Annotated in this window: 16 protein-coding genes; 1 reads left to right on the top strand and 15 read right to left on the bottom strand. The window is 32.5% G+C overall.

Going from position 1 to position 15,849, the window contains the following annotated elements:
- Nucleotides 1-152: 152 nt before the first annotated feature.
- Both GQ46_RS06005 and GQ46_RS17095 read right to left on the bottom strand, forming a co-directional pair.
- The gene (locus tag GQ46_RS06005; RefSeq protein ID WP_044399258.1) at nucleotides 153-1,448 is read right to left on the bottom strand and encodes a hypothetical protein; all 1,296 of its coding nucleotides are present in this window, start codon (nucleotides 1,446-1,448) and stop codon (nucleotides 153-155) included.
- 61 nt (nucleotides 1,449-1,509) lie between these two features.
- Nucleotides 1,510-2,637, bottom strand: a complete 1,128-nt coding sequence (locus tag GQ46_RS17095; RefSeq protein ID WP_082041713.1) for a toxin-antitoxin system YwqK family antitoxin — start codon at nucleotides 2,635-2,637, stop codon at nucleotides 1,510-1,512.
- Nucleotides 2,638-2,836: 199 nt separating this feature from the next.
- On the opposite strand from GQ46_RS17095, the gene GQ46_RS06015 reads away from it, so the two are divergent.
- Nucleotides 2,837-3,313 carry a hypothetical protein gene (locus tag GQ46_RS06015; protein WP_044399259.1) on the top strand — a complete coding sequence of 159 codons (477 nt, stop codon included), beginning with the start codon at nucleotides 2,837-2,839 and terminating at the stop codon, nucleotides 3,311-3,313.
- 312 nt (nucleotides 3,314-3,625) lie between these two features.
- Here GQ46_RS06015 and GQ46_RS18050 read toward each other — a convergent pair whose 3' ends face one another.
- The 13 genes from GQ46_RS18050 to GQ46_RS06080 all read right to left on the bottom strand — a co-directional run bounded on the left by GQ46_RS18050 (nucleotide 3,626) and on the right by GQ46_RS06080 (nucleotide 15,849).
- Nucleotides 3,626-5,098, bottom strand: a complete 1,473-nt coding sequence (locus tag GQ46_RS18050) for a sensor histidine kinase (RefSeq protein WP_052503418.1) — start codon at nucleotides 5,096-5,098, stop codon at nucleotides 3,626-3,628.
- 8 nt (nucleotides 5,099-5,106) lie between these two features.
- Nucleotides 5,107-5,856, bottom strand: coding sequence for a LytTR family DNA-binding domain-containing protein (locus GQ46_RS06025; RefSeq protein WP_044399260.1), 750 nt, complete (start codon nucleotides 5,854-5,856; stop codon nucleotides 5,107-5,109).
- 595 nt (nucleotides 5,857-6,451) lie between these two features.
- Nucleotides 6,452-7,459, bottom strand: a complete 1,008-nt coding sequence (locus GQ46_RS06030; RefSeq protein ID WP_052503419.1) for a sporulation-delaying protein SdpB family protein — start codon at nucleotides 7,457-7,459, stop codon at nucleotides 6,452-6,454.
- Nucleotides 7,456-7,989, bottom strand: a complete 534-nt coding sequence (locus GQ46_RS06035; RefSeq protein WP_156133109.1) for an SdpA family antimicrobial peptide system protein — start codon at nucleotides 7,987-7,989, stop codon at nucleotides 7,456-7,458. Before GQ46_RS06035 ends, GQ46_RS06030 begins: the two co-directional genes overlap by 4 nt.
- An 84-nt stretch (nucleotides 7,990-8,073) precedes the next feature.
- Nucleotides 8,074-8,916 carry a hypothetical protein gene (locus GQ46_RS06040; RefSeq protein ID WP_044399262.1) on the bottom strand — a complete coding sequence of 281 codons (843 nt, stop codon included), beginning with the start codon at nucleotides 8,914-8,916 and terminating at the stop codon, nucleotides 8,074-8,076.
- Nucleotides 8,917-9,851: 935 nt separating this feature from the next.
- On the bottom strand, nucleotides 9,852-10,280 hold the full coding sequence (locus tag GQ46_RS06045; protein WP_044404640.1) for an organic hydroperoxide resistance protein: 429 nt from the start codon (nucleotides 10,278-10,280) through the stop codon (nucleotides 9,852-9,854).
- A 162-nt stretch (nucleotides 10,281-10,442) separates the two neighbouring features.
- A complete protein-coding gene (locus GQ46_RS06050) occupies nucleotides 10,443-10,943 on the bottom strand; it encodes a peptide-methionine (S)-S-oxide reductase (RefSeq protein WP_044399264.1) in 501 nt (166 codons plus the stop codon).
- Nucleotides 10,944-10,982: 39 nt separating this feature from the next.
- Nucleotides 10,983-11,219, bottom strand: coding sequence for a hypothetical protein (locus GQ46_RS06055; RefSeq protein ID WP_231567330.1), 237 nt, complete (start codon nucleotides 11,217-11,219; stop codon nucleotides 10,983-10,985).
- 148 nt (nucleotides 11,220-11,367) lie between these two features.
- Nucleotides 11,368-11,643, bottom strand: coding sequence for an ATP-dependent Clp protease adaptor ClpS (locus tag GQ46_RS06060; RefSeq protein ID WP_044399266.1), 276 nt, complete (start codon nucleotides 11,641-11,643; stop codon nucleotides 11,368-11,370).
- A gap of 104 nt (nucleotides 11,644-11,747) precedes the next feature.
- Nucleotides 11,748-12,602: a M57 family metalloprotease gene (locus GQ46_RS06065; protein ID WP_044399268.1), complete on the bottom strand. Its 855-nt coding sequence runs from the start codon at nucleotides 12,600-12,602 to the stop codon at nucleotides 11,748-11,750.
- A gap of 243 nt (nucleotides 12,603-12,845) precedes the next feature.
- The gene (prmA, locus tag GQ46_RS06070; protein WP_044399269.1) at nucleotides 12,846-13,682 is read right to left on the bottom strand and encodes a 50S ribosomal protein L11 methyltransferase; all 837 of its coding nucleotides are present in this window, start codon (nucleotides 13,680-13,682) and stop codon (nucleotides 12,846-12,848) included.
- A gap of 168 nt (nucleotides 13,683-13,850) precedes the next feature.
- Nucleotides 13,851-14,600 (bottom strand): triose-phosphate isomerase, encoded by a 750-nt coding sequence (tpiA, locus tag GQ46_RS06075; protein ID WP_044399271.1) that lies wholly within the window; start codon nucleotides 14,598-14,600, stop codon nucleotides 13,851-13,853.
- Between the two features lie 172 nt (nucleotides 14,601-14,772).
- Nucleotides 14,773-15,849, bottom strand: a complete 1,077-nt coding sequence (locus tag GQ46_RS06080; protein ID WP_044399273.1) for an ABC transporter permease — start codon at nucleotides 15,847-15,849, stop codon at nucleotides 14,773-14,775.

Below are 15,849 nucleotides of genomic sequence, written 5' to 3' on the forward strand. Positions count from 1 at the left end.
GGATTATAACACCAGCTTGAAAACATTAGATCCATTTACCTTGCTTTTTTAAACTAATTTACTCGAAAATAGAAATAAGGAAGCAGCGTCTAAATGAACTTACTTAAATTTTAACAACTGCTTTTTCAAAATTATGCTGTAAACAGAAACGGTTAGTTTTTATCATAATTTATCTCTTCGATGAGTTTTCCATTTTCATAAATTTCTTTTTTTGAAACTACATCTCTACTCCTAAAATGAAATCGCTTTTCTTTGACAACCTCATCTTCATAATCAATAAAAATAAGTCCTTTTGATGTAAGTGTTTCCTCTTGACTTTTTTTACCATTTAAGTAACTAATCTTGGTATAAAAATTAGAGTTCTTTCCCATGTTAAACTCCACCATTTTTACAGTATCTTGGTAACCAATCCATCTTATAACGTTTCCTTTATCGTCATAAAATTCCTCATATACTAGTTCTCCATTTTGAAATTGAGAGCTATGTGTTTTAAGGCCATCTTCAAATTTCAACTTCTCACTTAAATTTCCTTCTGCGTCATAATTGAACTGAATTCCATTTCCATTGCTTAAAGTTCCTTTATCGAGACTTTTACCACTGCTGTCATTTGTGGTAATAATGTTAAGTAGCTTATTATCACTATAATCTTGTATTGTGTATACCTCACCATTTTTATGATAAATAGTGAACTTACCATCTCTCATATAGCCTTCTTTTAGGTTTTCGATAGCCTTAATCTCTCCGTTTTCATGATAATATTTTATAATACTAGCATCATATGCGCCGTTATACGTTGTTTTTGTAGCAATATTACCATCTTCATAATACGTTATTTCATCGCCTACTATAAGGTGGTTTTCATAGTCTGCCGTTTTCATAAGTATTACTTTATCCTCAATTAGAAATTCTTCTTTGTAAGGACCTGTTTGTTTATCGTTTAACCAAGCTTCTGTAGTTTTTATGGTGGCTCCACTATCAGTCTTTTTTAGCTTAATACGCGTGCCTTCTCTACTTCCTTTTACATAATTTGTTGTACCAACAGTATTGCCTCTTAAATCATATTCTGTCCAGGTACCTTCTTTGTATCCATTGCTATACATACCACTTTCTGCTATTTTATCGGATCCATACTTATGATAGATTTTCCAAATACCTGTTTTATTAAAGTTCTTATCGAGTTTTCCTATCATCTCGGTAACTTTATTATAATCTAAGTCCTTATAGATGTAAGTATCATAATTAAATGTGGCATACCTGTAGGATCCTAATCTATTATAAAAATATTCCCATTCGCCCGTAGGTTGCCCACTACTATTATAAGGTCTATTTCCTTCAATCTCACTCTCATCATAACTTTTTGCCCAATAAGGTATGAATGTTTTAGACTGGGCAATCCCTGTAATGGAAATTAAAATGGTAGTTGCAATCGTGATTAGTATGGTTTTCATATTTATGCAGTGTGATTTTAATTAATTACTGTTTTATTTTTTTATAAATGAATGGAAATTTTTAATACTCTTTTTCAGATTTAAGAGTACCATCTTCGTTATATTCTTTCCATACACCCATCATTATAGGTTTACCAAATAATCCTCCGCCTTCACCCGCATACTTGCCCACACTTTTTAGTTGACCAGTAGCATAATATTCTTTCCACAAACCTATACGCTCACCATTCTCACCGTTATATTTGCCTATCTTTCCCAACTGTCCATTATCATAATAATATTTATATTCTCCAGATTGCTCCCCATTTACACTATTGTAATTTCTTATTTCACTCAACTGTCCATTTTCGTGATAATATTTCCATTGACCTTTACGGTTTGATTCTGTATCCGTATAATAGCCTATTTGTGCTAATTGTCCATTTTTATGATAATGTTTCCATTCTCCTTTTTTATCGGAAAAACCTACAGAACCATTATGTTCACCTACACTTTCGAGTTCTCCAGTGTTGTAAAATTTTTGCCAGACGCCTATTTTTGCCATGCCAGATCCAGGCGCCACTTTACCTCTAGATTTAACACTTCCATCCATGAAAGTTTCTGAAATCATTGTATCATAATTGACGGTTATTGCTAAACTCCCATCCTCGGCATAAAACTTCCACAAGCTTATTCTATTTCCGTATTCATTCTCCTGTCCTTCAGAAAATAGCAATCCGTTATCATAATATTTTTCTACTTTATTTATACTTTCATTTATTTCTTCAACTTCAATTATTTCGACGCTAAATTGATTAGCAAGTTTTACCGCAACTGCTTTCCCTCTTTGCGTAGCAGGCCGCATATCGGGCAAAGACTTTAATATATTTTTAGCTTCTTCAGCTATTCTAGGGTGTGGAGCTTTGGTAAGAATATTTATAGCTTTACCACTTTTATCAATTTCAAACTCTGTTCTGATCGATATTATCCCACTTAAGCCTAACTCTCTTCCTAGTTCTCTATCAAAACTTTCTATAAAGTAACTATCGATTTTTTCAACCATACACTTTTTACGAGCAGCATTACTATATTCTTTTTCGCAACCGGGATAAACAGGTGAATTTTCTACAGTGGCAAAACTCACTGTTGTATCTTGAGCATAGAGGGAAAATGAGCACAAAAACAGGGTAACAATAAATAGGATTTTCATAATAGTTTGAATTTTAAAACTGAATATTTAACTATTGGCTTCACAAATTTACTTGAATCAGAAAACTAATATATAGCTAATATATAGAACACCAAAATTGTGATTCGTTTGAAAGACCCTGTATTAGGTGTTTTTTTACGTCTGTAATTGATAATCTTTCAAGACTTATATCCACTTTTTTCTAACAAAATTTTTATCGATGAAAAATATTCTATTCCTAATTTTTGGTATCGTAATATGCCCATTTGGTATTAGTCAGGAAAATACAAGGGTTGATTATTCTGAATTAACTGTTCAAAATCCTCCAGTTTATGAAGGATGTGCGAATGCAACAAATCGAGAAAAAAACATAAATTGTTTTGAAAAATCAATAAAGAAATTCATTACGAGTAATTTTAATTACCAGATAATTAACGGTATAGAAGAAGAAATAAAAGCAAGTCAAAAAAGTTCTTTATTTAATGTACGCCCTAGAATATTGATTGAAACAGATGGTACTACTAGTTTGCCCGAGGAATGGTATGAGAACGCAAGAATACGTAAACAATTTCCCACGTTATTTGAGGAATTAGAAAGAATAGTAGCATTAATACCTAAAATGCATTCACCAGCGAAAGAAGATGGCAATCCAATACGAAGTAGCTATCAACAAATAATGCGTTTTCAAATCAAATAGTGCGAACACGAAGTATTGATAAATTATAGTTTGGTCTGTATCATTAATTAAAAATTGAAAATATAATTTGTATCTCACGATTTTCTTGAATGATGAACAACGTATTTGTATAAGATGGTTTGGGTGTTTTAAGCTTTAAAGTTAGTACATTCGAATTATTAACTGTCCTATTTATGGGGAAGCCTACAGTAATGACTACTTTCTAGTTTTCAAACACCTAGGACTTACTTATCCTTTAACTATTTATATTATTTATTGGTTTTACTTCTAAAATTTCAATTTTCTTTTTAATCATTAACAAACACCAAATAATTATACCGTTTTATAAGGAATTTGAATCGTAACTTGAGTGCCTTTAGAGTTCTGTTCGTCACCAATATTTTCTAAAAAAAGATCATAGTTTTCATTGCACTTCTGAGCAAAAAGTTTTAATCTTTCTCTAGTGATATCAATCCCCATCGATTTGTGATTGATACTTCTTTTACGCTTTATTTCCAACGATTTTAAAATACCAATACCATTATCCCTTACCTTAATTAACAAATACTGGTCTTGTTTTTCTATACTAAGATCGAGCTTTCTATCTTCTTCCATATTGGCTAATCCGTGCCAAATGGCATTTTCAATAAAAGGCTGTATAATAAACGGAGGCACCATAATAAGCTCTGGCGAGTTAATGCGATTGTGTAGTGTTACGCTAAATGTAATTTGATTGTTAAACCTTTGATTTTCTAAAGCAAAATAAAGTTGTGTGATTTCAATTTCCTTTTCCAAAGAGATTTCTTCTTCCCAAGAATGATTAAGGATACTTCTTATCAACTTTGAAAAATTATTGATTTGTTCAATTGATTTTTCTTTTTCATCATTGATTATTGTCCCTTTAATAGAGTTTAAAATGTTAAAGATAAAATGAGAGTGGGCCTGACTTCTAAATACCTTAGATTTTAATACGCTGATACTATGTTTCAATTCAAGCTCTATTTCCTTTTCAGCAAACAATTCAATACGCTCTAAAAGGATCTCATTATTATACTCAATAAGTTTTTTATTTTCTTTTAACTGGCTTATTAATTGTTTTTGATACTTATTTTTTTCCTTAAATATGCCATAAACTTTTATACCTAGTGCAATAATAAAAAATACAAATTCAACCTGAACTCCAATCATAAAAAAAAAGATTGGAAAATCAAACCCATCATTTACAGAGTAATACATAGAAACAAGTGCAGATACGACGTAACTGGTGCCTCCTAAAATTATATAGTATTTCGCTGGGTTTTTTGTTTGTAGGATTTTATAGATAATATATACCACAAAAGGCAGAAATGTAGGGATATAGAAATATATTATAAATTCACTAAAATAGTAAGGCAAATCTGTATTAGTATTGGAGAGAACGAAGACATTAATTAGGGTAAACCCAAAACACGTGAACCCTAAGATCCAAAGAAATTTAATGATAAGTGTATCAACTTTAGGTTGGGTTATTTTAAAATTAAAAAAGGAACGTATAAAAAGAAGATATAGCGTATAATAAACAAATTGAAGCGGCCAGTTGATATACAGATTAATTTCCATTACAGCAATACTTGCACTATGTGATATTGCATCTAGGGCACGTATACCAATGTAAATATTTAAACAAAAAGCATATAGTGAATAGAACAGAAAACTTCTTTCTTTTATTTTAAGATAAATAAAGAATGTAATTAAGGAAAGTATAAAAATACTTCCTAGTGTCCATCCATAAAACAGCGTATAAAAATTGTCATTAAAAAAATCCAATGATTTATTTAATTTGTAATGTGTTGCAATAATTCATTTTTCTTGCTTCTAGACACTGGTAAATTTTTTCCATTGGTTAAAATTATTTCTCCACCATCACCTCTATAATATTCTACAATATATTTTCGATTCACTAAATACGACTGATGAATCCTAAAAAACTCATTATGGTCAAGGCTTAAAAATAACTGTTTCAAGTTTTTAGAGATAAGATGTTTTGGCCCGTTATGCATAAAAACATAAGTATAACTTCCTTGAGATTTACAATACAGTATTTCCTTTTGCTCCACAAGGATTATTTTTTTCTCCATATGAAGGGCTATTTTGGAATGCTTTACATCATTGTTACTTCTCGTGTTTCTTAATATTTCTTTTAAATTTTCTCCGAGCGTTTCTTCTTTTTGGTGTTTAATAACTTTTTTGATGGCAATACCCAATTCTTCTTTGTCGATGGGTTTCAATAAATAATCTGTAGCATTTACTTTCAGTGCCTTAATAGCGTACCTATCAAAAGCTGTAATAAAAATAATGTCAAAGTCTCTAAATTCAAGTTGATTTAATAACTGAAATCCATCCATATCAGGCATTTGGATGTCTATAAAAAGTAAATTTGGTTGAAAAACATTTATGGCCTTTATAGCTTCGTTGCTGCTTTTTGTAGAAAAAACAACTTCGATTTCAGAAAAATGTGTGCTAAGCTCCCATTTTAAACTATCAATGGAGAGTTGTTCATCGTCTACTATAATTGCCCTTAGCATTTTTGTTGATTTGTATGTGTCATACTAAGTTATAAAATTTATATAATACTAAGGACATAGTTTACACTAAATAACTATAAATCATATAAATATATCTGTTTTTTTTAACATAGTGCAAAAGGTAAACGACATAATTTAGAACGCTAATAGCTATAAATAAAAAGAAAAAATCAGACCCTTTTATTGTGGGAAACGATTGCTATCTAATCGTGATAAAGATTGATTTAAAAACAGCTTCACTGTCTAATGCTTTATTAAGTAATCGTCAGACGCACACTATTCTGTTTCAAAACGCATTAATAATAACACGAAAATGAAGAAAAGATGAATCCACTTTTTTATTACTCATATGTACATAATTATTTGCCTTCAATAGGCAGAACGTTTCATCATAGCGCTAGAAAACCAATGAGTAACTTAACCCTTAAAGTAGAGTTGCTAGCCTTTATTTGGAGTAAACATTAATGAAGTATTATCCTTTATAACAGTCATTACAATCACCCTAATAAAATGAATAATTAACCATAATCTCTACCAGTTCTCTGCGATATTAAATAGAATCGTGAACACTAAATGATATCCCTCTAATCTGCAATCATCCTTTTCCAGCAACATTTGTTTTTATGCCCTGTTTTCCTAGATGGTTTTTCCACTTAAAAAAAGAAAGTACTTGGTTTTCTCTTTTATCATTTCGTATTCTAAAAGGTATTGGTTTTAATTTTAATACCGGCGGGGGTGTCTCTGAAGGGATTAAATATAGAATGAGTCCGCCTAACATAGCAAAGAAAAAACTAACCAATCCCAAGAATAGGATAATAAAAAAATGAAACATAACGCCGAGAGGAAAGACTAAAAGTTTGGTTTTTTTATTAGAAAAAATTACAGCAAATAATACGAGTTCTAACAAAAGGGTCCCCCAAGTCGCTGCTGAGACAAATATGGAACTGTTTAATAAATTCATCATAAATGGGTCCATCCACTCTGGGTAGCTAAAGAAGGCATCATTAACATAATAGTAAAATGCGCTGCCTACCTTCCATTCCTCAGACACATAGATTTTATCTGTTACTGCATTGAGATACAAGAGTGACATCTGAATGGCAACCAATACAAACATCAAATTTCCGACAAACTTTTTATATTCAGAAAACTTATCGCTTGCCTGCCAGTGCCACTTTCTATGATCTAATAGAGTAACAGGAATTAATAACAAGGTAAGAATCATTGCTATTTGATCTCCGCCCTCTAACAAACTGGAAGCGTGAAAAAAACTAGCTGTAACCCACCAATGCAATATTCCAGTAAATCTTGGGCGCCATCCAGAGGCAACAATTAGTAAAATGACAATTGCTATCGCTTTGGAATACCCTAAGTTCTCCCAACCAAAGACATAAAATAAGTTATAGTTGCTAAATAATTTCTCTCCTAATTGACCGTTGTACATCCCTTGGTCAAATAATACAAGTGTATCACTAAATGAAAGAATAATTAAGACGCACAATGCAAGTATTGTTCTGGATAATCCATACACCCAGGTAAATGGATTATTAGAAAACATGTGATTACTTATAGTATTATAAGCTTTTTTATAGTGTTGTATCATGATTTAACCAATTGAAATGGAATGTATTTATAGTTTTTAGAATAGGGTCCCTGATACTTTGCCCAAGACCACGGCGTGGTTTGATATTCTTTGAGTATATAATTTCCTTCTTCTATATATAATAAACCGGATATGGGGTCTACACACTCATATGCCATTTTTTTCAGGGGCATTTTTTCAAGAGGAATAGTAGAAGGTTCCCAGGCCTCTGATTGAGGCAATTTATTTTTAATACGAAGCACTTCCAGCCCGATGCGGCTACCTTTGCGTGAGAGTCCGAAGTAATTATCTGAAGAAGTAATACGGAAGTTTACTAAGTGTAGTTCTCCCGCCACAATTTTGTACAGTCTATATTTTGGCTCCCGAGGGTCTCTGGTAAAAAAACCCCAACCCTGTGGAAAGAAGGTCTGAATTGTTTTTGTTTCCGCTGTAGAGACATTCATGACATTATCACCTAAACTGGTAATGAAATTAATATGCAAGTATCCAAATACTATTACAAATCCAAACAAAAGAAGTACATGTTTCATAAGATTATTTTTTTTACAATTGTCTAGTGCTTTTAAATAACCCCTTGAGCTATTACTAAAGCTCAAGGGGTTTAAGTATTTCTGCTATTGTTCAAAAGCCATGACAATTTCTTTAATCAGTTTTTCGCCGGAATAATTTTCATAATCTGAATGCGTTATAGGCGCTTTTTTCACGTGAACACGAGGCAAACACAAATGATTACTAGATAAAGCCAAAGGTGACGCAAAAGGAAAAGTAGGATTATATGGGTAAATAAGTACTCTTGCAAAATTGTTAGTCACCTCAATCAATTTAAGGCTATAATTGTACGCTAATTGATAACGTAATAAATCAGGATGAGGACTAGGATCTGTCCTGTTTTGGTTAGGATTCAATGAATTTTCATCTTGTTCTTTACTTACTTCAAATGCATCCATAATGACTACTAGCTCCCTATTTAACTTTTCTAATGTTTCACTACTAGAAAGGTTATAGTGATCAATATCAAGATTCTCTAGCTGTTCTAATATATTTTTATCTGTCGCTGCCTTTAAAATATCTATAGAAACAATAGCCATTAGCAAGCTACGTCCATAAACCAGTTCTTCTTTTATTTGCTCAAAATCTTTGTGCTGAACAGCATCTGTTAATCGCTCTATAAAAACTGGATTCTTTTGTTTTACCATATTAAAGCAAGCCTCTGCAGAAGCTTTATAGTGTTCAAAAAACGCTTTATCTTCTGCTTTTGTTTTGTTCAACAATGCTACTTGCTGATCAAAAGTAGAAATAGAATTAGCCTCTTCTCCTAAATAGAAAAATAAGGTTTTAAAAACAGCTTCGCTGTCTAGTTCCTTATTAGCCAATGGATCATCAGACGTTACATTTTCTGTTTCACAACTCATAAATAACAGCATTGCTATCACTAAAAGATTAATGGATTTTTTCATAATTTGTTGGTTTTTATTGTTAATAATCGATAATTAAAAAAATGCTATACTCGTGTTAAAATATATAGTAAACATTAAGTTTTTTCTCTATTCGCTTTTGTGGATGCCTCTAATAAGAATCAAGAATTGACCAAATAGGTTTAACCCAAAAGATCTAAACAATAAGGCTTTACACCTGTTTTGTAAAAAGATATCGTGAAAGTAATCATTAAACGAAGACGTTTGCTACAAGGATTTATAGCTTGTGCCATTGACTTTATAACAAGTAGATAATTGCAGTATTTCCGAAAATAAAGTCATGTATTTTGAGATTTTTTTATAGGATCACTTTTTTTTTAAACAATTCCTCTGTACTAAAATGAACAAATAACTCCCCTGCTAGCGCGAGCGTGTCGACTGTTCCTATGAAATTGATATAGTGACTTAATTCTTTCATCATTGCATCATTCTCAACTGCACCCCTTCATTATCTTTTTTTTGCACTGTTTCATATTCGGCACAATTTCTACCACTTCTATACCTTCAAGCAATGAGATTAGTAACAAAACCTTGAAGAAACAATATATCTTGCCCTACAAATACACCAATCCAATGCACAGCAGTGCATAAGGGAGACGGATGAACGAATTCCTCTAAAAAAAAATGAGATATAACGCTAGTAAAACTTACAAAGTAAGGTACTATTGAATTTTAGAAGGTGTATTTTCTACTCATTTCTAGTCTTCAATATTATTTAAATAATGTGCTACTTTTACGCTTGTTTTTAAATTTTAGAGCCCCTAAAACACGCATGCTAGATGTGGCTTAAGGGGTGCCTGGTTGCGACTCAAAGGGAAGGACTACGTTTCAATCCATTTGCGGTCAAAAAAAAAAAAGCTCACCAATTGGTGAGCTTTTTTTTCCATTTTTAAGCTATTTTACAGTAATACACGAATCTACTCGTCTAATAATAAATTTAATGTTACTGTAATATTATCCCGTGTTGCCTTACTAAACGGGCACACTTCATGCGCTTTTTCTACCAAATCTTCTCCTGTTTTGATATCTACTCCAGGAATGTAACAATCTAAGGTTGCCTCTAAAAAGAAGCCCTCTTCATCTTTACAAAACCCTATGATAGCAGTTACATTTAAGGCTTCCTCATCAATAGTAATCCCCTCGTTTTTGGCTACCGACTGTATGGCTCCTCCAAAACAGGCAGCGTATGCAGCTCCGAAAAGTTGTTCTGGATTGGTACCCGTACCGCCATCGCCTCCCATTGATTTTGGAACCGATAGGTTCATATCAATAGGTCCATCTTCAGATTTTACATGTCCTTTCCTGCCTCCTAAAGCGCTAGTAGTTGCTTCATATAATGTTTTCATGTTAATATTTTTTATGATTAAAGTTAAATATACTACCATCCAGATTTCTAATAAAATGAATGGTCTTAAAATTCTCATAAATTAGCAGGTGCCAAACCCTTTTTTATAAGGTGTTTTGAGTAAAAATGTATTACAAATACTATATTTAAAAAGAAATACACCTCACTCTCCTATCAGCATCGTATCAACATGCTTTGGAAACTGCTGTAGCAACACTTTTAATTTTGGTTTAATAAATGTTTTGCAAAACGGTTTTTCAGGATTCTTTAAATAATAATTTTTAAAGGACTCCTGTGAAGGTTTAAAAGCTTTAAAAAATAAAACTTTAGTAATAATGGGTTTATTGAATTGGTTCTGAAATTTTTCTAGAATAGTCTTTACTTTGTTCATTTCCTCTTGGGTATACACATACACTGCTGAACGATATTTTTTTCGCATGGCATGTTGTGACGTGCTTTTATGCGTTAATAAATGAACATTTATTAACAAAGTCCATGTAATTATTTGAGGATTAAAATGGACAATAACAGCTTCAGAAAACGAACGGTTCTCACCATTTGAAGCGACAAAACCCTGTTCTACTTTCTCAACACCAACGAGTGCTTGAAACACGGCTTCTGTACACCAATGACAGCCTCCTCCAAAAGCTATTTTAGATAGCATATATGCCTGAATTAAATTTTGAGCAAAGAGAAGAAAAAATTACGCTTTAGCAATTGGTTTGTCTTCATAAAAGTCTTCAAATGTTTTAGCTGTAATATAATCATCTTTTAAGACTTTAAAGACCGTAAATATTAATGAACCTTGACCTATTACTATTAAGTAAAACACCCAAGTGAAAGCAATGTTTAGTGCAGCAAAGAAGACCACAGTAATTAAAATTAAGGTCGTAATACCTAAGCATTGCATAGCAGAAACCTTTAACTTTATTCTTTTCATTATAATTAATTAAAACAATTCATTTCCCGTTTAATAACGCGAATAAATAAAATTTACGTTTGTACTTTTTTGAAATAAGTACAGGAATGAAAACTTAAACAGGAATGAAAACTTAACCTAAGCGCTATTAAAACTAAAAACGTAATTTTTATATAATTTCTGCGCTTATACCCGCTTCTAAAATCCTGGAACACCTTGGTTTCAAATCTTTTAAATCTCCTGTTTTTACGGTGCATTTACCCTTGTAATGAACTAAAATAGTACATTGTTCTGCCTGTTCTGGAGTATGATCACAAGCTTTTATTAAGGTCTCAATGACATGATCAAATGTGTTAACATCGTCATTATAAACAACAATCTCGTTGTTCTTCTTTTCTTTAGTTACAGTATCAACCTGCTCTAATACCTCTTCTTTGGTACTCATTTTCAATATTTTAAACTAAAATAATTTTTTTTAATGAATAAAAATAAAAAGGACGCCAAAAATTGGCGCCCTTTATAAAAAATTTAACTTTTCGTTATATTTATTTAGTACATATATTGTAAACCAATAATATCATCGTTATCAAATTCACCATTTTCACCAGAGCTAAAGCAAGCCACCATGATTGAATTAGCGTTGTATCCTGAAGATGTACCTGGGATAGCAATTGCTCCTACACCAGCTGTTCCTTCGTTAACATTTTGACCACAACTTCTTCTCGTGTCCCAATCTGTATGTCTAAATCCAACGGAGTGACCAATTTCGTGAGTAATTACATGCTCTATAACATTTGTATCATAGTTGTTTAAACCATAGATTTGAACATACTTATTTGGAAAGCCTCCACTTGGAAAACCAGCAGATCCACCTGCACCTCCACCGCTACCACGGTAAACCACCATATCTTTGTTTTGATAATCTGTGCCAAAAGTTAATGTGAATGAAATAGAAACACCACTCAAACGATTGTAATTAGCAACAGCCCATTGTAATGCGGTTCTTTCTTTACTTGATAGCCCTTGACTGCCACCAGTATAACCAATGATAGAGATGTTTCGACCTTGCGACACTAAATTGTTGGTGCGGTAATTTCGGTCTGTAACACCCATACCTATCTCCAACTCCATTATTTGCTTCTCGCTCATAATGATGTCTTCTTCGACTTGATACATTTCTTTTGTTGTGCCATCAGGCAACATAAAATCTACTTTCTTAACGCCGTCTGTATTTAAATAAAACTCTGCTAGCTTATTAACGATAACCTCCGGAACATCGTTAGTATTTGAATCTGGAAGGACTTTAGATTCTGGTTGAGATTCGTTAATATCTTCTTTTTGGCAAGATTGGAAAAAGAACGATAATGAAATAATTGCCATTAAAAATATTCTAAAATTTTTCATTTGTTTTGGGTAATTGTGATTAATTAATAATAAATTAAAGGTCTACGTAAACAATGGGCATAGCTTGACATGCATCAGTTATTTAAATTAAATACTAACAAACTATACTTTTAAAATAAATTTATTTCTGAGGCAAATGTAAGTAATAGAAACTAAAAAAATTACGGTTTTAACCGTAAAATGCATAATTTTTATTAAAATATTACATTATTATTAACTTTTAAGGCAAAATATTAAACATAATCAATTTTTAAACTGTAGCGCCACCCAATTATTCCTTTCAAATTTTGATTGAAATGTTAGTCCGTTTTTAGTACATTCATCTTGTATGAAAGGAATATCACTATTATAAAACCCACTCAAATACAAGGTTCCATTTTTATTTAAACAAGTCGTATAGACAGAAATATCTTGTAACAGTATGTTCCTATTAATATTTGCGATAATAACATCATAGGTTTTATCCTTTAACAAACTGGCGTCACCTTCGTAAACATTAACTTGAGACGTATTATTACGTTCTGCATTTTCGACACTATTTAAATAGCACCAATTATCAATATCTATGGCATCAATACTTTTTGCGCCTTTCATCGCTGTAAGAATTGCCAAAACACCAGTACCACAGCCCATATCTAAAACTGATTTTCCTTCAAAATCATTTTTCAAAATATGCTGAATCATCATGTGTGTCGTCTCGTGATGTCCTGTTCCAAAACTCATTTTAGGTTCGATAATGATATCGTACTTCGTATCTGGCTTTTCATGAAAAGGCGCTCTTACTGAACACAAATCGTCAACAATGATAGGATTGAAATTCTTTTCCCATTCACTATTCCAATTAACTTGCTCGATTTCATCAAACGTGTAGGTGATTTTGAATTCATCACTAGTAAGCACATAGATATCATCTAAAATACCCTCAAACCATTCGTGTTTTTGAATGTAAGCAGTCACCCCGTCTTCGGTTTCGACAAAGCTTTCAAAACCTGCATAGCCGAGCTCGGCTATCAAAATTTCGGTTCCTGGTTGTAACGGTTGGACTTTAAAATAATAACCTAAATATATAGTATTTGACATGTTTTAATTTACGAATTATATGTTTTGATTTACGAATTTCCTTAGACGCTCAATTTGCGTTAGGGATTGAAGTATTTGTTGGAGCTCCTCGCAGAGAGCGACTACTGAAAGCCCGACCCTCGTGGTAACGCCATTCTAAAAAAATAGTTACTCTTTCTGGTTATTTAATTAAAACGCATTCACAATGGCATAGAAATCTGCTGCATTAAGAGCTGCTCCTCCTATTAAACCGCCATCTACATCGGGTTTTGAGAAAATTTCTTTGGCATTTGCAGGTTTAACACTGCCGCCATAAAGGATAGACATGTTATCGCCTAGTGCCTTACCGTATTTATTACTAAGCGTTTCTCTTATGAATTTATGCATGTCTTGTGCTTGCTCCGGACTCGCTGTCTCACCTGTTCCAATCGCCCAAACGGGCTCATAAGCCAATACTATATTTTTAAACGCTGACGCCTCTAAATGAAATAAGGCATTTTTAATTTGACTCTCAACTACAGCTTCTTCGTTTCCTGCTTTTCTATCGGCTAATTCTTCACCAAAGCAAAAAACAACACGCATGTCATTAGCTAAGGCAGCATCCACTTTTTTTGCTAAAAGCGCATCATCTTCATTAAAATAAGCACGTCGCTCTGAATGCCCTAAAATAACGGTTTGTATGCCAATACTTTTTAACATTGCCGCACTTACTTCTCCGGTATATGCCCCGTTTTCTGCAAAGTGCATGTTTTGCGCAACAACTTCTATATCGCTTTGTCTTAAAGCCTCAAAAGCATTCCATAAATTAGTAAAGCTTGGCGCAATCATTACCTCGACATCTGATCTGTGCTTTTGCTTCTTTAATGCGGTGATTAAGGTTTCAGTTTGTGATAAATCGTTATTCATCTTCCAGTTTCCTGCCACTATATTTTGTCTCATAATTAATGCCTGCCAACACAGGTATCTTTTAATTTATACTTTGTTTTTTTAACGTTCTGATTTTAAGACCTAAAAATTAGTAATTATTATTTACAATATTTATATCTACATTCAAATTATTACTAAATCTCTAATTATTTTTTTATAAATAAATGCCTTCCTTGATAAAAATCTATTCGAACTTTACCTTAGGATCTAACCAACCATAAATAATATCCACAAAAATATTAATGATAATAAAAAGTAAGGCTATTATTAAAACAGCACCCATTATTACTGGTAAATCTAGTGTGTTTAGCGCATTCACAATTTCTTTTCCTAAGCCGTTCCAACCAAAAATATACTCTACAAATACGGCGCCTGCTAGCATACTGGCAAACCAACCAGAGATTGCCGTGACTACTGGATTCATTGCGTTTTTAAGCGCATGGTTTTTTATGATTTGAAACTCAGATAGGCCTTTAGCTCTCGCAGTACGAATGTAATCTTGGTTAAAAACTTCCAATAACGAATTTCGCATTAATTGTATCACTACTGCTAATGGGCGAATACCTAAAACGATAGCTGGTAGTATTAAATTTTTCCATTTGATGTTCATATTCTCACCAAAATCGTCTAACTCATAAAGACTACCTGTCATTTCTAAATTGGTGTACTTATGGAGTACGAATCCAAAAAACCAGGCGAACAAGATGGCACTAAAAAAGGAAGGCACACTCATGCCTATAGTACTTAATATCTGAATGGACTTATCTAAAAACGTGTCTTTTTTTAAGGCTGAAACGACACCTAAGCTGATGCCCAATAACAAAGCAATGAGTATCGCTGTTACCGCTAGCACAAAAGTATTGGGTAAGGTTTCACCTAACACCTGACTTACTTTCTTCCCTTGTTTTGTAAATGACTCTCTTAAATAAGGGAACTTTACAACAGTAGTGGTTTCCCCAATAGTAAAAAGTGTTGTCCCCGTATATTTATTGTCGCGAAAAAAGGTGTAATTACCTCTTTTAGTAGAATGAAATGAAAGGGGCGACAAATCGTTTAAATAATATAAATACTGCGTTGCAATAGGCTTATCAAAGCCATACTTTTTTTTTATGATTGCCAATTGCTCACTGTCTTCATTCTGCCCCAACATCATTAATGCAGGATCACCAGGCAAGACATTAAATAAAAAAAATATAAGAGTAACAACTCCAAATAATGTAAGTAATGCGTAGAACGTTTTGTTTAGAAGATAGCTTATCAG

This window comes from Lacinutrix sp. Hel_I_90 (genome assembly GCF_000934685.1).
Taxonomy (GTDB): Bacteria; Bacteroidota; Bacteroidia; order Flavobacteriales; family Flavobacteriaceae; genus Lacinutrix.